This window comes from Spongiibacter sp. IMCC21906 (genome assembly GCF_001010805.1).
GTDB lineage: Bacteria > Pseudomonadota > Gammaproteobacteria > Pseudomonadales > Spongiibacteraceae > Spongiibacter.
The window spans coordinates 175,140-199,514 of the sequence record NZ_CP011477.1 but is presented as its reverse complement, the minus strand read 5'-3'; the positions used below and the strand labels follow the sequence as shown (position 1 = coordinate 199,514).

General features: G+C 52.5%; 13 protein-coding genes. 2 read left to right on the top strand and 11 right to left on the bottom strand.

The genetic code is table 11. From position 1 onward, the window contains the following. Positions 1-1,502 precede the first annotated feature (1,502 nt). Complete coding sequence (locus tag IMCC21906_RS00845) at positions 1,503-4,298, bottom strand: class I adenylate cyclase (protein WP_052763289.1); 2,796 nt, start codon at positions 4,296-4,298, stop codon at positions 1,503-1,505. 394 nt (positions 4,299-4,692) lie between these two features. Further along, positions 4,693-6,720, bottom strand: coding sequence for a hydantoinase/oxoprolinase family protein (locus IMCC21906_RS00840; protein ID WP_047010577.1), 2,028 nt, complete (start codon positions 6,718-6,720; stop codon positions 4,693-4,695). A gap of 123 nt (positions 6,721-6,843) precedes the next feature. Between IMCC21906_RS00840 and mutM the strand changes: the two genes are divergently transcribed. Next, positions 6,844-7,662, top strand: coding sequence for a bifunctional DNA-formamidopyrimidine glycosylase/DNA-(apurinic or apyrimidinic site) lyase (mutM, locus tag IMCC21906_RS00835; RefSeq protein WP_047010576.1), 819 nt, complete (start codon positions 6,844-6,846; stop codon positions 7,660-7,662). Here mutM and IMCC21906_RS00830 read toward each other — a convergent pair. The 9 genes from IMCC21906_RS00830 to IMCC21906_RS00790 all read right to left on the bottom strand — a co-directional run bounded on the left by IMCC21906_RS00830 (position 7,659) and on the right by IMCC21906_RS00790 (position 22,167). Continuing rightward, positions 7,659-8,111, bottom strand: coding sequence for a hypothetical protein (locus IMCC21906_RS00830; RefSeq protein ID WP_047010575.1), 453 nt, complete (start codon positions 8,109-8,111; stop codon positions 7,659-7,661). The two genes, mutM and IMCC21906_RS00830, sit on opposite strands and share 4 nt — an antisense overlap. Positions 8,112-9,434: 1,323 nt before the next feature. Beyond that, positions 9,435-11,150: a gamma-glutamyltransferase gene (gene ggt / locus IMCC21906_RS00825; RefSeq protein ID WP_047010574.1), complete on the bottom strand. Its 1,716-nt coding sequence runs from the start codon at positions 11,148-11,150 to the stop codon at positions 9,435-9,437. 1,238 nt (positions 11,151-12,388) lie between these two features. After that, positions 12,389-12,676 carry a GIY-YIG nuclease family protein gene (locus IMCC21906_RS00820; RefSeq protein WP_047010573.1) on the bottom strand — a complete coding sequence of 96 codons (288 nt, stop codon included), beginning with the start codon at positions 12,674-12,676 and terminating at the stop codon, positions 12,389-12,391. Positions 12,677-15,326: 2,650 nt separating this feature from the next. Further along, on the bottom strand, positions 15,327-15,578 hold the full coding sequence (locus IMCC21906_RS16540; RefSeq protein ID WP_082117294.1) for a YfhL family 4Fe-4S dicluster ferredoxin: 252 nt from the start codon (positions 15,576-15,578) through the stop codon (positions 15,327-15,329). 11 nt (positions 15,579-15,589) lie between these two features. Beyond that, positions 15,590-16,075, bottom strand: coding sequence for a pantetheine-phosphate adenylyltransferase (gene coaD / locus IMCC21906_RS00810; protein WP_047010571.1), 486 nt, complete (start codon positions 16,073-16,075; stop codon positions 15,590-15,592). A gap of 115 nt (positions 16,076-16,190) precedes the next feature. After that, complete coding sequence (locus tag IMCC21906_RS00805; RefSeq protein ID WP_047010570.1) at positions 16,191-18,440, bottom strand: polysaccharide biosynthesis tyrosine autokinase; 2,250 nt, start codon at positions 18,438-18,440, stop codon at positions 16,191-16,193. 113 nt (positions 18,441-18,553) lie between these two features. Beyond that, positions 18,554-19,687: a polysaccharide export protein gene (locus IMCC21906_RS00800; protein WP_047010569.1), complete on the bottom strand. Its 1,134-nt coding sequence runs from the start codon at positions 19,685-19,687 to the stop codon at positions 18,554-18,556. Between the two features lie 48 nt (positions 19,688-19,735). After that, the gene (locus tag IMCC21906_RS00795) at positions 19,736-20,704 is read right to left on the bottom strand and encodes a hypothetical protein (RefSeq protein WP_047010568.1); all 969 of its coding nucleotides are present in this window, start codon (positions 20,702-20,704) and stop codon (positions 19,736-19,738) included. Continuing rightward, a complete protein-coding gene (locus IMCC21906_RS00790; RefSeq protein WP_052763288.1) occupies positions 20,704-22,167 on the bottom strand; it encodes a capsule assembly Wzi family protein in 1,464 nt (487 codons plus the stop codon). Before IMCC21906_RS00790 ends, IMCC21906_RS00795 begins: the two co-directional genes overlap by 1 nt. Positions 22,168-22,933: 766 nt before the next feature. On the opposite strand from IMCC21906_RS00790, the gene IMCC21906_RS00785 reads away from it, so the two are divergent. After that, positions 22,934-24,373, top strand: coding sequence for an undecaprenyl-phosphate glucose phosphotransferase (locus IMCC21906_RS00785; protein WP_052763287.1), 1,440 nt, complete (start codon positions 22,934-22,936; stop codon positions 24,371-24,373). Positions 24,374-24,375 lie beyond the last annotated feature (2 nt).

Here is a 24,375-nt window from a genome sequence, read left to right as displayed (position 1 = left end):
GGCCTCCGAGCCGGTATCCAGAAAGCCACCGCACTTTGAATTCCCGCCGGGGGTAAAACGCTCCCCGAGCAACTGGATCCCGGCTCGCCGCGCGTCCGGGATGACGATGTGAGGGTATTATCCTGCAGTGGTCGAGATGACGAAAAGGGGGCTATCTTGTGGTGTCTGGGATGCCGGTGTTGTTTGGAATGTGATGTGGCTTTGGGCATGGTGGGGTGGAAGGTGCCGCCCTGCTGCGTTCGTAATTGCAGAGCAGGGTGAGTATGTCGTCGATTCTCCCCATGTCGTCATACCGGCCTCCGAGCCGGTATCCAGAAAACCGCCGCACTTTGAATTCCCGCCGGGGGTAAAACGTTCTCCGAGCAACTGGATCCCGGCTTGCTATCGCGTCCGGGGTGACGATGTTGTTTGGAATGTGATGTGGCTTTGGGCATGGTGGGGTGGAAGGTGCCATCCTACTGCGTTCGTAATTGCAGAGCAGGGTGAGTATGTCGTCGATTCTCTCCATGTCGTCATACCGGCCTCCGAGCCGGTATCCAGAAAGCCACCGCACTTTGAACTCCCGCGGGGGGGTAAAACGCTCCCCGAGCAGCTGGATCCCGGCTCGCTGCGCGTCCGGGATGACGATGTGAGGGTATTATCCTGCAGTGGTCGAGATGACGAAGAGGGGGCTATCTTGTGGTGTCTGGGATGCCGGTGTTGTTTGGAATGTGATGTGGCTTTGGGCATGGTGGGGTGGAAGGTGCCGCCCTGCTGCGTTCGTAATTGCAGAGCAGGGTGAGTATGTCGTCGATTCTCCCCATGTCGTCATACCGGCCTCCGAGCCGGTATCCAGAAAGCCACCGCACTTTGAACTCCCGCCGGGGGTAAAACGTTCTCCGAGCAACTGGATCCCGGCTCGCTGCGCGTCCGGGATGACGGTGTGAGGGTATTATCCTGCAGCGTTCGTATTTGCAGAGCAGGGTGAGTATGTCGTCGATTCTCATCATGTCGTCATACCGGCCTCCGAGCCGGTATCCAGAAAGCCACCGCACTTTGAGCTCCCGCCGGGGGTAAAACGTTCTCCGAGCAGCTGGATCCCGGCTCGCTGCGCGTCCAGGATGACGGTGTTGTTTGGTTCGTCATACCGGCCTCTGAGCCGGTATCCAGAAAGCCACCGCGCTTTGAATCCCCCCCAGGGGGTAAAACGTTCCTCCGAGCAGCTGGATCCCGGCTCGCTGCGCGTCCGGGATGACGGTGTTGTTTGGTTGTCATACCGGCCTCCGAGCCGGTATCCAGAAAACCGCCACACTTTGAACTCACGCCGAGGGTAAAAAGTTCTCCCGAGCTTCGTCATACCGGCCTCCGAGCCGGTATCCAGAAAACCGCCGCACTTTGAACTCACGCCGGGGGTAAAACGTTCCTCCGAGCAGCTGGATCCCGGCTCGCTATCGCGTCCGGGATGACGATGCTGTTTGCAGTGGAAGCGTGTCGCGAGGGACAAGTCGTTTTTAAAAGCCTCGTTATTGCGAGGGTTCTGCGATAACGGCTTGGAGCAGTTCTTCCAGGTGTCGTTTGTAGCGTAAATAGACACTACTCTGAAGTTGTTGCTCGCCCAGTGACAGCGTGCGAAGCCAGACTCGGGGAGCAGTGAGAACTTGATCAGGATGTGCCTGTTTGAGTAGCGCCTCTGCCACGGCTTTAAGTTGCTTTGGCCCGTATTCAGCAAAGCGGAATAGCTCACCGTTACAGGTGATATCAAATACCGAGCGCCCGCTTTGATGGGGGGCGGCGGTAGCATCAATGATAAAAGGAAGTGTAATCTCACCTTGAGTACTGATATTTTCGGCGCGCCATTGCAGTAGTTCTCTATGCAACAAAAAAACGCTTATTTGGTGTTCGGCACCTTGCTCAATTTTGATTCGGGTTAAAAACAGCGCTAGCGCAGGTGTCAGCTCGCTAACGGTAATATGCGGGTATGAAAACTGAGTGAGCGAGGCTTTCTCATCGCTGATAAATACCTCGACACCAGTGCCATCTTTTATTAAAAAAACTTGGCAGGCATCAGGCTGAGTGTGGGCGAGCACGGTTTTGAGGGCTGAGTCTGGCAGGCAGTGTTGTTCTAATATGATGGGGCTGTATTGTGACTGCCGTCGACCAAGGCTTTGAATCAGGCTAGGGTAATCGGGTGCATGCAGGGCATGTAACTCATCGTCTTGACGGTAAAGCGTGTAATAACCATTGCTGAGTTTCAGCACAAAACGGATGGCGGGCTCACGGTTTTTGATGAGCGGCGCGATGGTTTCAGCGAGTTGCTTAATATTGCTGTAAAGCTTGCCTTGGCTGTCGTTAAAACAGCGAAAATAATGCCAGAGCTTACCGTTTTTGCCATTAGCTAAAATCAGCTGTTGGTAGGTTTTAAGACCGTTAATAAGCGCTTCTGGACCGCTGAACGCTAAGGAAGAAACTTCGCCCCAGCTGTTAATAACGACCATTTCGAGGTAGGTGACAGGAAAGGCATTATCCGCATTGGGGGAGCCGCTACCGCCAAGGCTGCTTAGGGCATCGTGGCCAAGATTGGCGTAGGCCAATAGCGTGTGCGGCTTTTTGGGTTCTTTAAAGGCATTGTGTTGGAGCGGGTCTCCGGCGGCGGCTTTTGCTGGCAAATGATGTTTTAAATCTTGGCTGAGCAACAACAGTTGGCGCTCATTCATACCGCCGGGGTTACCGCCGAGGCGAAGCCGTGTTTGTGAACCAATCAAACCGTTGCAATGGCACCAGCAGAGTAGCGCGCAAAGGTGGTCGCTGCTGTTGAGCACATCGTCTTGGCCTTGTCCGTCAATAGCGTGATTGCTGACGAGCCACTGCCTTTTTTCACCGTAACCACTGGCCCTAAAAAACAACTGCTCTTCTGCCAAACTCAAAGTAATACCGGGACTTAACCACTCTACCTTAAAACGTTTTCGTTCAAAGGCGGCGTAGAGTTTTCTGCCCAGCAGGTTCATTTCTTGTGAGTTGATAAGCGCGGGGCTTTGAACTTGCTGCGCAAAGTCCTGCAAAAAACGGTAGCTTTCGGTGAGTTCTGTAACGAGCAGTTTGTGTTCTTCTCTTACCCGGCGCAGCTTCCATCGGTACTGGGTGTCAAGGTTCATAATCCGCTCGCTGGGCCATTGCCACGAGGTGACTAAATTTTCTAACAGTTTACGTTGCCATTCTGGCCGGTTAGCGGCGGGGTTGGAGAGGTGCTGGGCCGTTTTGAAATAAAAGGCCCGCCTGATCAACTCGAGCCTGGCGGTCTCATTGCGCTCAGATAAATAGCGCTCCAGCTTGCGATAGACCATGGCATAGGGGTCTAGCCGGTCGGCGTCTAGCGTATTCGTGCCCAAGGAATCAGTAATATTATCGACACGATAAAGGTAGGACTTTAATTGCATACTGATGGTGGTGACGTGGGGGAATTCTCGGGCATAGGCCTCGGTCAGTAAGAGCTTTAAAATCGCTTTGTACGGCGCGCTAATCGCTTTGTATAACTGCCATACCCCGGCACCGATAAACTCCCCCGCGGGGATGTCGGCCACGCCGCCAAAATCGATGGACTCTTCTGGGCTGACGAAGCCTTGACTGCGCAAAATGGCAGTGTATTCGGGGTAGTTAATTTCTTCTTCGGGTGGTACCAGCCACCAAACAGGATAGCGCCCGGCGAGCAAAATCGCGCTGCGATAAAACTCATCAAGTAGTAAATAATGCTGGCTAGTGCCTGCCGCCTCACCACTGAGCTGGCTGCGCTGGCCTCGACGAAACTGCTCGCTTTCCATCAAAAATATATGAATTTCTAGGCCTAAACTTTCTGCCCAGCGTGAAATGGCGGTGGCTTTTTTCTGCAGTAGCTCCCGGGCCAGTTCACTTAAGCGAGCTTGGTGGCATAGCCAGACATCCAGGTCTGAGCTGGGAGATTGGGCGACGGTGCCGCAGGAGCCCATCAGAAAAATACTGTGGATGGCTTGGGGTTGTTTGTTGCGGCGGTAATCAAAACTGGCGGAGAGGTGAGTTTTGACTCTGGCCAAAGTGTCGGAGCTGGGTTGGTAATTATTGAGTCCGCAAGGTGTTTCGGCGCCGACATAGCCAGGCAGTACTGGGTGATTGACGTGAAAGAGTAACGGAAGCAGATCCAGTACCAGTTGTTGCCGAGATTTAAGGACGGTTCTTGTGCGCAGCAAGCGTTCGCGGTTCAAGGCAAAAAAACGCTCACGAACCTGTGCGAGGCGGTCTTTGTTAATGCCGCGTTCAAACAGTGTTGGTATTGAGGGATCGCTGGGCATAGCAGATCCGGTTCTCCTTTAAATAACGGTGATTATTATGATGACGGTTGCTTGTATATTAAGGCACCTCTGATTAATTCGGTAATGTTTCAACGGAGTCTCTGGCGCGCACTGGCAAGGCGCGATGCGAACGACTGCATGGATGCAGGAGATAGCGCAACGCAGGAGCAGTTGCCGAGATTAAGGCTGGTTGTCCTTAATGAGCATGGCAACGCAGTCCAGTGTGCGCCAGAGGCCCGCCCCTCGGGGCTTAGCCAAAAGCGGCTCAACTGCGTTGCCGCCACTTGAAAGGCAACCAGCATTCCTTCATGTCGGCGCCTTGTTGAGCCGCTTTTGGCTAAGCTTGAGATATCATCGAATTAATAAGAGGTGCCTTAAGTTTTACGCCTTATCGCTAGTGGCTGTCTACAGTGGCTTTGTCGGTGGTAGTTGGATGCAGCAGTAAATGGCCGTTATCGACCACCGTTGCGATCCAGTTTGGTGCCAGCCAACTGGTGGCAACTTCTTCGCAAATTAGTGCGGGTCCGGCAATGCGTTGGCCGATGGCTAATTGAGTTCGTTGATAGCGAGGTACCGCTTGATTGAGAAAGGCGACGGTGAGTGTATCGCTGGCTTCCCCGGCAGTGAGGTACTTGTGCTGAGGTATTGATGCCAGCGCGGAGGGCGCACGCACCGCCTGACGAAGATTAATTAATTGTACGGGCAATGCTAACTCGTGACCGTAGCGGTCTTGATGGGCGCGATGAAATGCCTTTTGTAATGCAGCGATGTTTTGGTCCCAGGGCAGGTTGAGGGTGTAGCTTTGGCCCTGGTAGCAAAGGTCTACGCTGGCTGAGGTGTGTAGCGTATTCGCGATGGCTCCCTCTTTAAGCAGTTGCTCTCTGCCAGTATCAGCTAGTTTACTTAGCTCTGCCCCTAGGGTCTGGGCTAGATTTTTATCTTGCTTAAGGCTTTGGTTCAGGGTTTTCGATAGCTGTCGCTCCCGTGGAGCCTGGAGCATGCCCAATGCAGAAAAGACACCGGCATTGTTGGGGATAATAATTTCACGACTGCCGAGGGCTTCTGCCAGCGCACAAACGTGGAGGCCGCCCGCTCCCCCAAAACAGCTCAAACTGAAGTCGGCTGGATCGTGGCCGCGTTGTACAGAGATCACGCGCAGTGCTCGCACCATATGTTCATTGGCGATGTCGATAATGCCTTGAGCGGTTGCTTCTATCCCCAGCGATAGCTGTTGGGCCAGGTTCGCGACGGCGCGCTGGGCAAGGTCGAGTTTCAGGGGCATATCGCCGCCCAGTTTAGCGTCGGCGGGGATGCGCCCTAACACCATATTGGCGTCAGTCACGGTGGCGCAAAGGCCGCCCTTGTTATAGCAGGCCGGGCCGGGGCTTGCCCCCGCAGATTCCGGCCCGACTCGAAGCAGGCCGCCATCGTCAATAAACGCAATGGAGCCACCGCCCGCGCCAATGGTGTGCATATCAACCATGGGAACCGCCACGGGATAGGGGCCGATTTTGCCCTCGCTGGTCAGTTTGATATCGCCATCGATTAACGCAACATCACTGGAGGTGCCGCCCATATCAAAGGTCATTAATTTGGGACGGTTCAGGTCAATACCCAGTTGGCGGGCGGCAGCAAGGCCGCCGGCGGGGCCGGATAACAATAAATTAACCGCGCGTTGGGCAGCATTTTCAGCATCCAGGGTGCCGCCGGAGGACTGCATCACCGACAAGGGTGTGCCCGCCAGGGCGCGTTGTAATGCGGTTAAATAATCGGCCACTTTGGGTCCCAGCCAGGCGTTAAGCCAGGTAGCCATACCCCGTTCATATTCTTTGTATTCCGGCAAAATGGCAGAGGAGCGGCTGACAAAAACCGAGGCGGGCATGGCGGCGGCAATGGCGTGTTCGGCACTGGCGTCCAGAAATGAAAACAGCAGATTAATCGCTACCGCCTCAGGCTGGAGTTTGGCTATTTGGTTTTGCAGAGCGGCGAGATCCGCTTCGGTCAGTGGCTCAATCATATTGCCTTGAGCATCAAGGCGGCCGCCGGTTTCAAGACAAAGTTCAGCGGGCACGGGCGGTGGCGTATATTCGGGACGAAGGTTATAGAGTTCAGCGCGGGTTTGTCGGCCAATACTGAGCATATCGGCAAAGCCGCGATTGGTGATAAAGGCGGTTTTAACGCCCTTGCCTTCTAGCGCGGCATTGGTGGCGACGGTCGACCCATGAACGACCACCAGAGAACCATCGGTAACATGATCGTTTAAACCTAGCGCGGCAATACCACTGAGAATAGCCTGTTCCGGGTGGTCGGGGGTGGAGGGGCATTTATAGCTGCGCAGACCATCTTCGTTGACCGTCACGAAATCAGTAAATGTGCCCCCGGTATCCACGCCGAGAAAAGTGTTGCTGGTCGCGTTCTTCATGCCCCGCCTGTTTCATATAAAAGGCCTTATTGTGCCCAAAACCTGGTCAAGATCACACTTTTGTTGCTGTGACGCTGCTGGTATCTTGCTGCCTGTCATTAAATTTCATATTGAGAGAGTCGCGTGCCCGAGTTACCCGAAGTCGAAACCGTATGCCGAGGCGTGTCACCGCATTTATTGGGGCGCGCTATTCGTGCCGTTACCGTGCGCAATGCCAGTTTGCGATGGCCGGTGCCAGATGACTTGGGCGATGTGTTGATAGGGCAGCAAGTGCTATCTGTTCAGCGACGGGCAAAATACTTGCTCCTTGAGTTTGCCAGCGGTTGGCTCATTATCCATTTGGGCATGTCGGGGCGACTGTATTTGGTAGAGGCCGATGCGGCAGTGGCCAAGCACGATCATATCGACTGGCTGCTCGATAGCGGTCGGGTATTGCGCTATACAGATCCTCGGCGCTTTGGCGCAGTACTGTGGATGCCAGGAACGGAATACAGTCAGCACGTACTGTTGAGTCATCTAGGCCCTGAGCCGTTGTCGGAGGATTTCACCCCCGAGTATTTACAGACCAAAGCTAAAGGTCGAAAACAGCCCATCAAAAGCTTTTTGATGGATGGCAAGATAGTGGTCGGGGTGGGTAATATCTATGCGAATGAAGCGCTGTTTATGGCGGGCATTCATCCCAACCGCAGTGCGGGTTCTGTGAGCCGTGCCCGTTTGCTGCTGTTGGTGCAGGCTATTAAACAGGTACTAGCAAACGCCATTATTCAAGGCGGTACCACCTTAAAAGATTTTGTCGGCGGCGATGGTAAGCCCGGTTATTTTAAACAAGAACTACAGGTTTATGGCCGAGGCGGGCAGGGCTGCCCTGCATGCGGAGCGGTTTTGAAAGAGGTACGCCTCGCTCAGCGAACAACCGTATATTGTGGTCGCTGCCAGCGTTAAGTCAGTGGGTTCGGATGTACAGCTCCGGCTTGCTTGGCAATCTCTGCAGACAAGTCCCGCCACTCCGGATTGCTTTGCTTGATCATTCGTATATTAGTGTGGGAGCCACTTTGCTTAATTTCTCGTTTTCGCATTAGCGCCTGATGCATGTTTTCTAAAATTTCGTAATAGACGAGCGTGTGCTCTGGCAGGCTACGAATTGCGTGATTGGGCGGGGCATGCTTGTGTGCCCAAAGGCGCTTTTGCAAATCCGCCGTGGCATCTAAATACAACCGACCTCCGGCCGATGGATCATAAAGAATATAAATTGCCGCTATTTTCATAATGCCAATCCATGGCGTTGCAAAGAATGTAAAAATAAGTGTAGCGCTAATTAACTGAATGGCCAGCGCATACGGAAAAAATAACCAATAAGTTAAAAAACGTGCCTTGTCGTTTTGTAGGTTCAATCCTACCTACGTCGTCATAGGGCTTTGGTAAAGACAGTGATTACGATCGACCCTCCCTGCATCGTCATACCGGCCTCTGAGCCGGTATCCAGAAGACCACTGCACTATGAATATCTCCCTGTAATAAAACATAACACCGAGCAGCTGGATCCCGGCTCGCTATCGCGTCCGGGATGACGGGGTGAGGGTTATTATTCTTCGAGGGATGAGTGAGGAGGTGTGCCGCCGACTCATCTCGTGTCGCTATACTAGTCTTCGGTAAAGACAGTGCTTACTATTGACTCTCCCCATGTCGTCATACCGGCCTCCGAGCCGGTATCCAGAAGACCGCCGCGCTATGAATATCTAGCTGTAGTAAAACATGACACCGAGCAGCTGGATCCCGGCTCGCTATCGCGTCCGGGATGACGGGGTGAGGGTTATTATTCTGCGGGGGAGAGTGGGGGAGAGCTTGGTCGACTCTCCTCGTGTCGTCATGCCAGTCTTCGGTAAGACGTGGATGACAATTCCCATGTCGTCATACGGGCCTTGGGTAAAGACAGTGCTTACTATCAACCCTCCCTGCATCGTCATACCGGCCCCCGAGCCGGTACCCAGAAGACCACTGCACTATGAATATCTACCTGTAGTAAAAACATGACACCGAGCAACTGGATCCCGGCTCGCTATCGCGTCCGGGATGACGGGGTGGGGGTTATTATTCTTCGAGGGATGAGTGAGGAGGTGTGCCGCCGACTCATCTCGTGTCGCTATACGAGTCTTCGGTAAAGACAGTGCTTACTATTGACTCTCCCCATGTCGTCATACCGGCCTCCGAGCCGGTATCCAGAAGACCACCGCACTATGAATATCTACCTGTAGTAAAACATGACACCGAGCAGCTGGATCCCGGCTCGCTATCGCGTCCGGGATGACGGGGTGAGGGTTATTATTCTGCGGGGATGAGTGGGGGAGAGCTTGGCCGACTCTCCTCGTGTAGTCATGCCAGTCTTCGGTAAGACGTGGATGACAGCCCTCATGTCGTCATACCGGCCCCCGAGCCGGTATCCAGAAAGCCACCGCGCTATGAATATCTACCTGTAGTAAAAACATAACACCGAGCAGCTGGATCCCGGCTCGCTATCGCGTCCGGGATGACGGAGGGAGTGTGTACCAGCGTTTTTGTTTTGTGATGCCGCCCTTCGGTAAAAGCTGTGAGTGCCATCAACCTGCCCTACGTCGTCCTACCGGCCTCTGAGCCGGTATCCAGAAAGCCGCCAGACGTTGAGTAAGCGCCGGTACCAAAACATTCCTCCTAGCCGGGGCCAAGAGAACACCGCGAGCTTAAAACCCGGCTATGGTGCCTTCGCGCCGAGGGTCTGCAACGCCTTCTAAACCGTCTTTTGTAATACGAACAGCATGAATACCGCTGGTTTGATCGCTTTCTTTTACGCGGTGCCCTAGTTGTTGTAGTGATGTGACACTACCCGGAGTAAACCGTCCACGCTCAAGTTCTACCTGCTCGCCCATTGCCACAATATGCCCTTCGGAAATGGCATTACTAAGGCTGTCACCTTGGGCGAGAATCCGATACAAACTCAGGGCAACATAATCGATAATTCTGGCGCCGCCAGGACTACCTATAGCAAGTACGGGCTGACCATCTTTAAAAACAATAGTGGGCGACATCGACGAGCGAGGGCGTTTGCCTGCTTGAATGCGATTCGCGACCTTTTCGCCCTCGTCGTTGATGGGTGAAAAGGAGAAGTCCGTCAGCTGATTGTTCAGCAAAAAGCCGCCCACCATGATCCGGGAGCCAAAGGCGGTTTCGATGCTGGTGGTCATACTGACCACATTACCCTGCGTATCTACAATGCTGAAATGACTGGTAGAAGGCAGCTCGGGAGAGGGCGTTGTTTGTCTGGGCTGCGCTCCGGGTGGCTTGCCGGGGAGAAAGCTTCCTTGGTGGGCTTTTGTGCCAATCAGTGCCGCTCGTTGTTTTAAATAACGGTGGTCCACCATGCCGAGTGTTGGGACCGGCACAAAATCCGGATCTCCCACATAATGATTGCGATCAGCAAAGGCCAAACGGGAGGCTTCTATAAATGCATGGGGTGTTGCTGAAGGCTTATCGGCAATATCCAAAGACTGCAGTATTCCAAGAATTGCCAACACGGTTGTGCCACCAGAAGAGGGCGGCGGCACACCACAAACCTGATATGCCATAAAACTCGTGCACACGGCTTCATTACGTTGAGCGTGGTAATCGGCGAGGTCGGTGAGTTGCAATTTGCCCGAACGGTTTGGATCGCTCTGCACGGCGGCGACGATTTTTTTAGCCAGGGCACCACGATAAAACGCGCTTGCTCCTTCTTGCGCAATCAGGGCCAAACTTTCCGCGTAGGCGGGGTTTTTTAGCAAGGTGCCGACTGGCTTAGCGTGGCCATTGTTAAAAAAATATTGGCTGATCTCTGGGTTTACCGCAACCTTTGGCATTTTACTCAGCAAGGTATGGAGGCGAGGAGAGAGGGTAAAACCGGTTTGAGCAAGATCAATGGCTGGCTGAAAAAGTCTTGCCCAAGGCAGCTTCCCATACTCTTTATGGGCTGCGTCGAGCATGGCGATGACGCCCGGCACGCCCACCGCATGGCCGCCGATTACCGCGTCAAAAAAGCCCATGGGCTTCCCGTGTTGATTGAGGAAATGCGACTCCTCCACTGCTATTGGTGCCGTTTCTCTGCCGTTCCAGCTACTCAATTGCTGTGTCTGGGCATCCCAGTGCAGCATAAATGCGCCGCCACCAATTCCCGAGGACTGGGGTTCAACCAAACCCAGTACCAGCTGCGCGGTAATCGCGGCGTCTACGGCAGATCCCCCTTGGGCAAGAATCGCCTTTGCTGCCTCGCTGGCGTAAGGATTAGCCGTGACGGCGATGGCTGTTTTGTAGCTTGCCGATTTGTTCTCGGTCAGACCGCTAGCCGCTTCCGGCACAATCAACGGATCGCTGGCGCGGGCCGCGAAGGAGATGAGCAGGATGGTAAAAAACAGAAACAATCGCATTGTCAGACCGTGTTTTGTTGGTGGGATGAGCCATAGTACTGAGTCCAAGCCCTATCGGAAAGTTAGAAGGCCTCTCAAAATGTCGATAGTAACGGCAGTGAGTGTCACCAGCTCGCTCGGTATTCCCAGGGGGATTACTTCCTTATATCGCCATACCGGCCTCCGGCTCGTAGGCCGGGGCAGGCTCCGAGCCGGTATCCAGTAAACCACCGTGTCATAAATAGTCCCCGAGGTTGAATCAAGCCCGAGCAGCTGGATCCCGGCTCGCTATCGCGTCCGGGATGACGAAGAACAGGTTTTTGGCTTTTTCCATGTCCTTTTCGCTCGCTGTCGCGTCCAGGATGACGAAGGGAGCGTGCGTGTCACCGATTCTTCTTAATGTCGACATACCGGCCCCCGACTCGTAGGCCGGGGCAGGCTTTGAACTGGTATCCAGTAGACCACTGTGCGAGAAAAGGGCATGGGGAGTTAGTTTAGCACCGTGTAGCTGGATCCCGGCTCACCTGCGGTGTCCGGGATGACGAAGAGAGCATGTTGCCGATCCTCCCTAATGTCGTCATACCGGCCTCCGAGCCGGTATCCAGTAAACCACCGTGCGAGAAAAGGGCATGGGGAGTTAGTTTAGCACCGCGTAGCTGGATCCCGGCTCACCTGCGGCGTCCAGGATGACGGAGGGAGCGTGTCACCGATTCTTCTTAATGTCGTCATACCGGCCCCCGGCTCGTAGGCCGGGGCAGGCTTTGAGCCGGTATCCAGTAAACCACCGTCTCATAAATAGTCCCCGAGGTTGAATCAAGCCCGAGCAGCTGGATCCCGGCTCGCTGTCGCGTCCGGGATGACGAAAGGAACGTGCGTGTCACCGATTTTTCTTAATGTCGTCATACCGGCCTCCGAGCCGGTATCCAGTAGATCACCGTGCAGGAAAGGGTATGGGGAGTTAGTTTAGCACCGTGTAGCTGGATCCCGGCTCACCTGCGGTGTCCGGGATGACGAAGGGAGCATGTTGCCGATCCTCCCTAATGTCGTCATACCGGCCTCCGAGCCGGTATCCAGTAAACCACTGTGCGAGAAAAGGGCATGGGGAGTTAGTTTAGCGCAGTGTATCTATATCCCGGCTGAGATGACGGGGTCTTTGTGTATTGTCTAGTCCTTCGATGTGGCGAGGTCTTAGTGTTTTAGCCTGAAGCCTTTTAAAGAAATAATGGCAGTGGGTAATACATTAAAATTCGGGAAAGGCCTTAAAATAAGGTGTCGTACAGGTCTTGCCAATTAGGATTCATTGTTTCTATTAATTCCAGCTTCCATTGCCGCCGCCATCGCTTTAATTGTTTTTCTCTGGCAATCGCTTCATACATAGAGCTATGGCATTCAAAGTACACTAGTAAATGTGTTTGATAGCGTTTACTGAATCCTTCTACCAAATGCTGTTTATGTTGCCAAATCCGGCCGGGCAAATCGGCGCTCACCCCAGTATACAAAGTGCCATTTCGGCGGTTGGCCAAAATATAAACAGCAGGTTGATGCATACGCTAGCCTCCTTGCTAAAGCGAAGGATCAAGCAGGGGCAGATAATTATGTCAGATGTTGTAAAGCAAAGTGCGTAAGCTTCTTGTTAAAAGAAGCCGGCTAATAAAAAGGTGGCAGAAAAGCAGTCGCCTCCTTGGCAACGCCAAACCATCCCGTGTTGACCTCTCGTCCTGAGAGTGCCTTCCATGCCAAAGGCTCATCCTAAGCCACCTTAAGAATATAGACGCCGTGTCAGAATTTGCAAAGAAATCTGTAAATTTTTTTGATTTAAATCCTTACTTTTTATTTTTTACTCAAATACGGTAGTCATCGCTTCAATATTTTGTTGCTCCGGACGTGTAGAAATGCTCTCAATCTTCCTTCATTTCGGACGTGCAGCGCCCCACCCAAACTTGCCGTCATTCCAGACGTGCCAACTTCCTCCTGTTATCCCGGGCGTACCAACTTCCCCCTCCCGTCATCCCGGACGCGTAGCGATCCGGGATCCAGTTGCTCGGATCTGAATTCAACCTCAGGGACTATTCATGGCACGGTGGTTTACTGGATACCGGCTCGGAGGCCGGTATGACGTAGAGGGGCCGGTATGACGACAAGGGTGGTTGTAGCGCCCCGTCATCCTGACCCTCGGGGCCTAGCCATAGTTTATCCCGGGCGTACCAACTTCCCCCTCCCGTCATCCCGGACGCGCAGCGAGCCGGGATCCAGCTGCTGGGGCTTGAATCCAACCTCAGAGACTATTCATGGCACAGTGGTTTACTGGATACCGGCTCGGAGGCCGGTATGACGGAGTGGAGCCTGCCCCGGCCTACGAGCCGGGGGTCGGTATGACGACAAGGGTGGTTGTAGCGCCCCGTCATCCTGACCCTCGGGGCCTAGCCATAGTTTATCCCGGGCGTACCAACTTCCCCCTCCCGTCATCCCGGACGCGTAGCGAGCCGGGATCCAGTTGCTCGGACCTGAATTCAACCTCGGGGACTATTCATGGCATGGTGGTTTACTGGATACCGGCTCGGAGGCCGGTATGACGTAGAGGGGCCGGTATGACGTAGAGGGGGCGGTATGACGACAAGGGTGGTTGTAGCGCCCCGTCATCCTGACCCTCGGGGCCTAGCCATAGTCCATCCCGGATGTACCAACTCCCCCCGTCATCCCGGACGCGCAGCGATCCGGGATCCAGCTGCTCGGGCTTGAACTCAACCGCGGTGACTATTCATGGCACAGTGGTTTGCCGGATACCGGCTCGGAGGCCGGTATGACGGAGTGGGGGTCGGTATGACGACAAAGAGATGCTGTAAATCCCGTCATCCCGGGCGCGTAGCGATCCGGGATCCAGCTGCTGGGGCTTGAATTCAACCTCGGGGACTATTCATGGCATGGTGGTTTACTGGATACCGGCTCGGAGGCCGGTATGACGTAGAGGGGCCGGTATGACGACAAGGGTGGTTGTAGCGCCCCGTCATCCTGACCCTCGGGACCTCGCCATAGTCCATCCCGGATGTACCAACTCCCCCCCGTCATCCCGGACGCGCAGCGATCCGGGATCCAGCTGCTCGGGCTTGAACTCAACCGCGGTGACTATTCATGGCACAGTGGTTTGCCGGATACCGGCTCGGAGGCCGGTATAACGTAGAGGGGGCGGTATGACGACAAGGGTGGTTGTAGCGCCCCGTCATCCTGACCCTCGGGGCCTAGCCATAGTTTATCCCGGGCGTACCAACTTCCCCCTCCCGTCATCCCGGACGCGTAGCGAGCCGGGATCCAGCTGCTGGGGCTTGAATCCAACCTCAGAGACTATTCATGGCACAGTGGTTTACTGGATACCGGCTCGGAGGCCGGTATGACGTAGAGGGGCCGGTATGACGTAGAGGGGCCGGTATGACGTAGAGGGGCCGGTATGACGTAGAGGGGGCGGTATGACGACAAGGGTGGTTGTAGCGCCCCGTCATCCTGACCCTCGGGGCCTAGCCATAGTTTATCCCGGGCGTACCAACTTCCCCCTCCCGTCATCCCGGACGCGCAGCGAGCCGGGATCCAGCTGCTGGGGCTTGAATCCAACCTCAGAGACTATTCATGGCACAGTGGTTTACTGGATACCGGCTCGGAGGCCGGTATGACGGAGTGGAGCCTGCCCCGGCCTACGAGCCGGGGGTCGGTATGACGACAAGGGTGGTTGTAGCGCCCCGTCATCCTGACCCTCGGGGCCTAGCCATGGTTCATCCCGGGTGTACCAACTCCCCCCCGTCATCCCGGACGCGCAGCGATCCGGGATCCAGCTGCTCGGGCTTGAACTCAACCGCGGTGACTATTCATGGCACAGTGGTTTACTGGATACCGGCTCGGAGGCCGGTATGACGTAGAGGGGGCGGTATGACGACAAGGGTGGTTGTAGCGCCCCGTCATCCTGACCCTCGGGGCCTCGCCATAGTCCATCCCGGATGTACCCCCCTGTCATCCCGGACGCCGCAGGCGAGCCGGGATCCAGTTGCTCGGACCTGAATTCAACCTCAGAGAATATTTATGGCATGGTGGTTTACTGGATACCGGCTCGGAGGCCGGTATGACGACATTAGGGAAAATGGCGACACGCTACCCCCGTCATCCCGGAGGCTCAATAAATCAGGCCGTAGGTAGCAGCAGAAGGCAATCGGCTCATCCAACAGCAATCAGCGTTTCGTACTTCTCCAAAAGCTGGTCTTCAGTCTCAATATGCTCAGGGTTGAGGGGGATGCAATCAACTGGGCAAACCTGCTGACATTGGGGCTCATCAAAATGTCCGACGCATTCAGTGCAGCGGCTGGGGTCTATCTCATAAATATCCAGGCCTTGGTAAATGGCCTCGTTGGGACATTCCGGTTCGCAGACATCGCAATTGATGCATTCATCGGTGATCATTAACGCCATAACAGCCCCGATTACGTTCGTTTAGCAAATCGGGAGTTCAGGGCGCGCATGACGTTGTCAGGCACAAACCGGGACACGTCACCGCCCATGCCAGCAATTTCCCGGAGTAGCGAAGAGGACACGTAAGAAAGGGATTCCCCAGGCGTTAAAAAGACCGTCTCAATGCTGGGGTCTAGCGCCCGGTTCATATTGGCTAGCTGCAGCTCATATTCATAGTCAGCCACAGTGCGCACCCCGCGCAAAATAATGCCGCAGTTTTGCGCTTTCGCCAGCTCAACGGTGAGCCCCGTAAAGCTACATACCTCAATATTGTTTAAATGAGACAGTGCTTCAGCACAAAGCTGCATCCGCTCGGCCAAGTCAAACATAGGCTTTTTCTTTTCACTGTGGGCCACCGCCAGTACAACGGTGTCAAACAGACGGCTGGCCCGCTCAACCAAGTCGATATGGCCACGAGTGATGGGATCAAAAGTGCCTGGATAGACGATACGTTTCATAAGTTCAGCCTAAGGGCTATGGGCGGGGAATACTAGCGAAATTTCCCCAATGCCTCAAGCAAGCCTGCATTGCAAAATGCGCAACTTGCTATCCGCATATCAAGCCCTTTGTGCCTTAAGTTTTATCGGATTTGTATTCGTAATGGTAGTAGCCATAGCCATAGCCATATCCATACGCTGATGCCCTTCGTTCTACGGCATTTAAAACAACGCCTTTAACGGTAATGCCATTTTGTTCAAAGCGTTGTTTGGTGACTTCCAGCTCTTTCACTGGGTTCATTGCAAAACGGGTCACCAGCATAGTTACGCCACAATGCCGACCGACAATGGCCGCGTCAGTAACGGCCATAACCGGTGGGGTATCGACAATAATCAGATCGTATTGATCCTTCACTTCGTTTAATAAATCACTAAGGCCTTGGCTCATTAATAATTCCGAAGGGTTGGGTGGAATAGTGCCTCGAGGTAAAAAGGAGAGCTCGCCAACCTTGGTGGATTTGATAGCTTCAGCTAATGAAATGCGCTTACTTAAAACATCTGATGCGCCATTTTCTGGACTGGTATCAAACATTTTGTGCATATAGCCTTTGCGAAGGTCCAAATCGATCAGTAGCACTTTTTGGCCTGCCTGGGCTACCACGGCGGCAAGGTTGCCTGAAACAAACGACTTACCCACATTGGGGCTGGGGCCAGAGATCATCATGATGTTATTGGGTGCTTCCATCATGGCAAAGTGTAAGCTGGTGCGAAGGCTTCGCAGGCTCTCAATGGTAATATCGGTTGGGTTGCGTTGCGCGAGCAAGGCATTGGGGTGTAAGTGTTTTGCTTTGCGAAGGCGCTTGCCTTTGTCATCTACACGGTCTAGCTTTCTTTGCTCGTCAGATAGCGGAATAGATGCATAGACGGGTAGCCCTAACGCTTCAATATCTTCTGGGTTTTCAATGCCCCGATTTAAGGCTGCGCGTACCAATACAAGGGCGACGCCCAAAAAGCCACCCAATAACGTAGCGATAACTGCAATCAACGCTTTTTTGGGTTTAACGGGTTCCTCAATATTTACAGCGGCATCGTCAACGATTCGTACGTTGCCTACAGTGCCAGCGCGAACAATATCCAGCTCTTGAATATTATTGAGCATCTGCGTGTAAATTTCTGTGCCCACTTCCAGGTCGCGCTTCAAGCCAATGAGCTCTTGCTGGGTTTCTGGCAAATCTTTTATACGCGTGCTCAATTCTGCTTTGCGTGATTTTTGCTCGGCCATCTGCTCACGCCATGCTTGATAGGCGGGATGATCTGAGGTGTACTTTCTATCCAGCTCGGCTTTTTGTAATTGTAGTTCTGCAATAGCAGACTCTATTTCTACCACTTGTTCCAGTAAGACTTCGGCTTCGGCGCTAATATTCACCGACCCTACTTTTACTTGATACTCATTAAGCTGGCTTTCTGCTTGCTCTAACTCTTTCTTTATGCCAGGAAGTTGATCCCGTAAAAATTCCAGGCTTTTAGCCGCCTCGGCAGATTGTCGCTCTACATTCTGTCGGACATAGGCTTCTGTAATGACATTTAATATATTGCTTGCTTCTTCGGGGTCGGTATTCTCCAGTGACAGAGCAATAATGCCAGAGTCTTTGCCGCGTTCGCTGGCCCCTACAGCCGCTTGGAAATCAATGATGGCGCTCAATCGGCGCTTGCGGATTAGCTCAAAACGAGTGCCGGGGTTGGCTTGAAGCGTGGCGACATAAAGCGCATAGCCCGAGCTTTGTGCCAGTTGCCCAATCTGGCCTTCAAGTATGAGTTCATCGTCAGGGGAGTAAAGACTGAAGTTGCCCTTATCGCCAGCAATCAGAGTATGTTCTTCACTGAATAAGCGGGTGGGCACATCAAATTGGCTGACAGAAATTTTCTCACCGCCCCAAGCATAGCTATTCAAACCAAAGAGGGGAGAAGCTATTTCGCCGTTCAGCCCGTTAAATCGGCGCGATACTGCTGCACCAAAAACCGGAAAGTAGTGGGGTTGGGTGATGATATCGAGGTTGAGCTTGTTCACCGCTGTGCCAATAACGGCGCGGCTTTTTATGAGCTCAATTTCTGTGACAGCGGCAGACTCGCCGCCAAACATTTCGGTAACATCGTCCATGCCTGGCAAAGATGGTTTTTGCTCCTCTACTTGAATAATGGCATTGGATCGGTATACCGGCGCCGCCAACAGAGCGTATGCAACACCCAGCACCATAAATACAGCAGTGATAGCAGCAATAAAAAACTTGTGATCCCACAAAGTGCCAAACAGTGCCAGCAAATCAATCTCATCGTCTTGCTGTTGATGACGCGTCCCAGATGTTGGCGCCGAGCTCTGACTTGTCATAAAGAAGCCTCAACTACAAAAAAATCCATACTGTAAATCTCTCCATTAATAAATGCGCAGCGCTGTCTTAATTGGTAGGCATAAAAATAGCTATGTAACCTACAAGGAGCGTATTAATTATTCTCAACATCACCAATACTATCTGTCGCCAAAATAGTGGGTAGCAACTGGCTTAAAAAACGGTTCCATTTGGTAATGGGAGCAGGCGCAACATAGACCACATCGCGGGCCTGCAACGGAAAGCTGTCCGCTAACATAAAGCCGACTGCTGAATTAGCATTCAAATGGTATACGGTTGCGTTATAGACGGGCAAGCCATCTTCATCTGTACTGACACCTGCGTTGCGTAGCACGTAAATACCTCGACCATCAGCACGGTTTTCATTAATTCCTCGGGCGGTAGCAAGGGCCTCTGCCAAGGTGGTGCCGTTGCGGGACATCAGCATACCTTGTGGGATATTGACTTCACCCAATACAAAAATTTTATCGGCATCGTTTCTAGGAACATGAATTAAATCCCCGTTCTGTAATAACAGGTTTTCTGACCAGCTGCCTTTTTCATACAGCTTTTGAAGTGAGATCGTGCGTGTTTCACCATTTCTTGTGAATTGAATATTCTGCCAGCTCGCATTAGCAGCCAGGCCACCCTGCTGTTCAATGGCGTCCAGTAGTGTTAGCGGTACCGCAGTAACAGGAACCACTCCAGGTTGTTGTACAGCACCGCTAACATAAACACGTTGGCTGCGGAAATCAGCTAAACGAACATCTACCTGCGGTTTTTTAATAACTTCTTTCAATTTATCGCGAAGAAGGTGCTGAACTTCGGCTGTGGTTTTGCCCGCCACAGCCATGGTGCCTGCATAAGGATAGAAAATGGTGCCATCTGCTTTAACCTCATTCCCCCCTTCAGCGGCTGTTCGAAATGAACCTGCGGGAATTGTCAGCTCAGGGTGCTCCCAAACTATAATAGTTAACACATCGCCAGGGCCAATACGGTAATTATAATTGTCTATCGCTTGTTCCAAGGCCGCATTGCGTTGGGGGATATAGTCAGGCTGACTTTTTAAGTGGCTTAACACCGTGGCATTAATGGGAATGTAATCGATGTTTGTACTGGCAGGTTTATAGTCCTCAGGGGTGTCATCAAACCACACAGAATTGATCCGCCCCATGTCACTACCAGGCACCACCGTGCAGCCTGCGGTGGTTAAAATTAGCGCGCCTGCCAAAAATGTTGAAACTTTCATGCAGTTATTCCTTGCCTGCCAAATAATAAAATTGAGTTGAATGCATCTTCATTGCGCCGTCACCTTACTAAAGTGCTCAGCATCATTGTTATACCGGACGCACCTTGTTGCCAGTCCCGTTTCGTTATGATGCTCAATATCGCCGTCATTCCGAGCCTGCGCTGCCAGCTCTGTATTGCTAAAGCACTTAATATCGCCGTCATTCCAAACCTGCGCTGCCAGCTCTGTCTCGCTAAAGCACTTAATATCACCGTCATTCCGGACGCGCTTTTTGCGATCCGGAATCCAGTCAAGATATGAGCCAGTAGTGCTATGCAATGCAATAGACTTTATGTCATTTCTGGATTCCCGCTTTCGCGGGAAAGACGGAAAGTGAGGGAGCTGTGACGAGAATGCCAAATCGCTGTCATTCCGGACGTGCCCTGATGTTCCTATCTCACTAAAGCGCTCAACATCGCCGTCATTCCAAACCTGCGCTGCCAGCTCTGTCTCGCTAAAGCACTTAATATCGCCGTCATTCCGGACGCGCTTTTTGCGATCCGGAATCCAGTCAAAATACGAGCCAGTAGCGCTATGCAGTGCAATAGCTCTTATGTCATTTCTGGATTCCCGCTTTCGCGGGAAAGACGGAAAGTGAGGGAGCTGTGACGAGAATACCAAATCGCTGTCATTCCGGACGTGCCCTGCTGCTCCTATCTCATTAAAGCGCTCAGCATAGTCGTCATTCCGAGCCTGCGCTGCCAGCTCTGTCTTGCTAAAGCACTTAATATCGCCGTCATTCCGGACGCGCTTTTTGCGATCCGGAATCCAGTCAAAATACGAGCCAGTAGCGCTATGCAGTGCAATAGGCTTTATGTCATTGCTGGATTCCCGCTTTCGCGGGAAAGACGGAAAGTGAGGGAGCTGTGACGAGAATAGCAAACCGTTGTCATTCCGGACGCGCTTTTTGCGATCCGGAATCCAGTCAAGATATGAGCAGCTAGTAGAGCCAAGCAATGCAATAGCGCCTATGTTCATTACCAATGCCAAGTTGTTTCAACAAACAAGGTATCGGTGCCATTATCGCCAAGGCCCGGTGCGCGAATGCTGTCATCAATGTGGCGATACCCTACTTCAATATCGCTACTCAATAACGTAGTGCGATAGCTCAACTCCACTACGTCACCTTCACCACTAAAACCGGTATTTTTGCCGCCGTCGGCATTCAACGTAATGGACGACCATTTGAACTGCACTAAGTCGGCTCTGGGAAGTAATAAAATCAGCCCAAGGGTATTAATGGTGCTGTCGCTATCAATACTGGCTCCTAGCGCTCGGCGTTGATATCGGTAACCGGATTTATACGCGCCATGCTCATAGGCATAGTTAAAACGTTGTTCGCTTTTTAGGGCTTCCGCGCGGGTGTCGCTGCGCTCAAAAAACCATTGCAGACTATTATTGCCAAGCCTGATGCTACCATCCAATCCCGCCGTGTAAATGTACCTGGAGGGTGCATAACCGCTTTCATCTTCGCCAATTAGCTGGGCATAGGCACCTTGGGTGCCCCAGGGCACGGCAAACGCCAGTTTAATATCCAGTCCTGCAAGCTGGTTGCCGGGTTCGTTTTCTTGGGTAATGCCGCTGCTGCCGCGGTTGTCTTTACCCAATACCAAGTCGCCAAAGTTACTGAAACCCTCTGGCCGGCCGTCGCCTCCCCACTGAGCAGTTCGTGAAGCAGCCAGCTCAAGCCATTGCAAAGGCTTGACGGCAATACGCAGCCCTAGCAGCTTTGCTTCGGGGACCGCCCGATCTGATTCCATTTGTCCAATAAACGCTTGGAGTTGCCATGGGCCTAACCAAGAAAGCAATGCACTATCAAAGGGCGTGGCTTTGTTGCGCTGTAAAGAAACGCCCGGAACTGGGCGCGCGTTATTTGATAGAATCGCGCTAGATTGCCAACCTGGCCCCCACCAGCGATCAATAGCGCCAATGGTGATTCCCCAGTTGCCAAAGGCGCCGGCTAAATAGCTTTGGTCCAGCTTGCGTTGCTCTCTGGGGTAGTCGGAAATGTCGTAACTAACATTCAGCTCGCCAGCCCAGCGTTTGCCTACAAAGCTGGCCGACACGCTGGCAAATTGCGGGGTATTGTTGCTGTCGCCGAAGCCGCCAAACACCGTATTGTCTTGGTCTGCCCAACCGGCACTCATGCTGAGTTGTTTGGGTGCACGGTCTTCATCAAATTGCGACATTAATTGATCTACAGCTCGTTGCTGTTGGGCTGTGAGCTTTCGATATTGTGCCTCCCGCAGATCTGGCAAAATACTGCCCCACATCAGAGGCCATTGAGTAATGGGTGTGTGGATAATCCCACTGGCCGCCAGAAACTCGATGTGTTTGCGGGCACTAATGTCAGTGGCTTTTATCCAAGGGGCTGCGTGGCTAAAGAGTGGCGCTAGCATCAATGATGCGGCAAACCAATAACGAGAGCGCAATGTAAGCATAAATCTTCCGTGAGCGTATTTATTTGACCTGGTTAAATGACCTACCAGCGCGGTAAGCCGGGCGCACCGGGGCATGGAGCTTGGCAATCATACGGCCACTGGCGTCAGGATGCCACCTTGTTGGTGTCACATTATATGGGGCAATAGGGTGACGAAAAGCAGTAATTGTGCCAAGGCATGCAGTTTGTGCATATTCTTAGCGAGTAAAAACGTTGCCTCTTTCTTGTGACCGGAGCTGTGGTGCAAGCGGGGGTGGTGTTGGGGTTTGAGCCGCTGGCATTCTCAAGCGGCTTGCTGCCAGCGATTAAACGCGGGCGCGCTCTAGCGTCATCGTTTTGTAGCAATGGGCTGCCACAATTCTGCCCTTCAAATGAATAGCGACGACGTGTGTTGCTTCAATACATGTCTTAATTAAAGTGCTTGAGGTCTGCTTAGTGATGATATCTTTTGCAAATTGGTTTGGTGGCGCATTAATTGCTAGCTCTATGTTGCGGTGAGTACTCTAGTACGGCCAGATTCCGTATCTAAGTGGCTATTGCTGGCCAACTAACTGAAGTCAAGATATTAACGATTACCGTATTTTGTTGGAATTTGCGCGAAAATGGCGCAAAATTGCGCCCCTCATTGAGGCGGATGCCCAAAACGTGTGATTGAAGACGGTTAAGCTCGTTAATTTGTGTTTAATGCCATAGCACGCAAGGTTGCTTTGAAATGGAATGGGTGCTGATTGATATGAGCAGCAGAACGGGAATGCGAGGGAATTGCAGTGAAGTCTGAGCCAGTCAGCGCAGTGGGAAGCACTGCCAGTGGTGGATTTATCAAACAGCATCATTCAATGCTAACAGCAGCGCATCAGCTGGCAGACGTACTGGTGATTTGGGGGTTGCTGTCCATTTTTGTTGGCATTGCTGGGATTGCTTGGGAAATGTGCTACCAAGTGGCCGCTTTTGTCGCTTCTATTAGTTACCATGTTGTGGCGCATAAAAACGGTTTGTATTTTTCATGGCGTGGTCAATCCTTATTAAAAGAAGTTAGCACGGTAGCTACTACGTGGTTAGTGGTTCTTGGCACGTTGCTGACTGTTGCCTTTCTGTTTAATCTCACCGATGAATACGGTGGTGCCATCATGGTCAGTTGGGCCATTGCGGTACCGATTACTGTCAGTTTTTACCGGGTGTCTGTTCGGATTGTCTTGAGGGAGTTCCGTCGGGCTGGGGTTAACACCCGCAAAGTTGCTATTGTCGGCGCCAAGGAGCCCGGTGTGACCCTGGCAGCTAGTCTTATCGGTAGTCCCTGGATGGGAATACAGGTAGCTGGCTTTTACGATGACACTGTCCCAGTTGGTCAATATCCACTGCTGGAAGAAGACCTGCAAGTTACGGGGAATATTGATCAACTCAAAAAGCAGGCCCGTAACGGCGACTTTGATGATATCTATATCGCCCTGCCCATGCGGGAAGAAGAAGCTATTAAAACGTTGGTAGAAGAATTGGCTAACAGTTCCTCTTGCGTGCATATTGTCCCGGATGTGTTCACTTTTAAAATGCTCAATGCCCGCAGTAAGGAAATAGGTGGGCTACCAGTAGTCAGTGTGTATGATACACCGTTTGACTCTTTTGATGCCGTTATTAAACGCGTAGAAGACGTGCTGTTAAGCTCGGTTATCCTCTGTTTGATTGCTGTACCAATGTTGTTTATTGCGGCCGCAGTAAAGTTCACCTCAAAAGGCCCCATAATTTTTAAACAACGCCGCTACGGCATTAACGGCGAAGAAATTACCGTGTGGAAGTTTCGCTCCATGACCACCTGCGATAATGGCGATGTGGTGGTGCAGGCAACCAAAGGCGATGCGCGCATTACCAAAGTCGGTGCATTTATTAGAAAAACCTCGCTTGATGAACTCCCTCAATTCATCAACGTATTGCAGGGCAAAATGAGTATTGTTGGCCCTCGCCCCCATGCGGTTGCTCACAATGAGTTATATCGTGATCAAATCAGTGGCTACATGCAGCGTCATTTGGTCAAGCCTGGCATTACAGGTTGGGCGCAAGTGAATGGCTGGCGTGGAGAGACTGACACAATTCGTAAGATGGAAAAGAGGATTGAATTTGATCTTTACTATATTCGGAATTGGTCGATTTGGTTGGATCTAAAAATAGTGTTTGTAACTATTTTCAGAGGCTTTGCAAGTAAAAGCGCTTACTAAAT

Coding starts and splice junctions, on each gene's coding strand:
- IMCC21906_RS00845 (WP_052763289.1), bottom strand. CDS start 4,298: ATGCCCAGCGATCCCTCAATACCAACACTGTTTGAACGCGGCATTAAC.
- IMCC21906_RS00840 (WP_047010577.1), bottom strand. CDS start 6,720: ATGAAGAACGCGACCAGCAACACTTTTCTCGGCGTGGATACCGGGGGC.
- ggt (WP_047010574.1), bottom strand. CDS start 11,150: ATGCGATTGTTTCTGTTTTTTACCATCCTGCTCATCTCCTTCGCGGCC.
- IMCC21906_RS00820 (WP_047010573.1), bottom strand. CDS start 12,676: ATGCATCAACCTGCTGTTTATATTTTGGCCAACCGCCGAAATGGCACT.
- IMCC21906_RS16540 (WP_082117294.1), bottom strand. CDS start 15,578: ATGGCGTTAATGATCACCGATGAATGCATCAATTGCGATGTCTGCGAA.
- coaD (WP_047010571.1), bottom strand. CDS start 16,075: ATGAAACGTATCGTCTATCCAGGCACTTTTGATCCCATCACTCGTGGC.
- IMCC21906_RS00805 (WP_047010570.1), bottom strand. CDS start 18,440: ATGACAAGTCAGAGCTCGGCGCCAACATCTGGGACGCGTCATCAACAG.
- IMCC21906_RS00800 (WP_047010569.1), bottom strand. CDS start 19,687: ATGAAAGTTTCAACATTTTTGGCAGGCGCGCTAATTTTAACCACCGCA.
- IMCC21906_RS00795 (WP_047010568.1), bottom strand. CDS start 20,704: ATGAACATAGGCGCTATTGCATTGCTTGGCTCTACTAGCTGCTCATAT.
- IMCC21906_RS00790 (WP_052763288.1), bottom strand. CDS start 22,167: ATGCTTACATTGCGCTCTCGTTATTGGTTTGCCGCATCATTGATGCTA.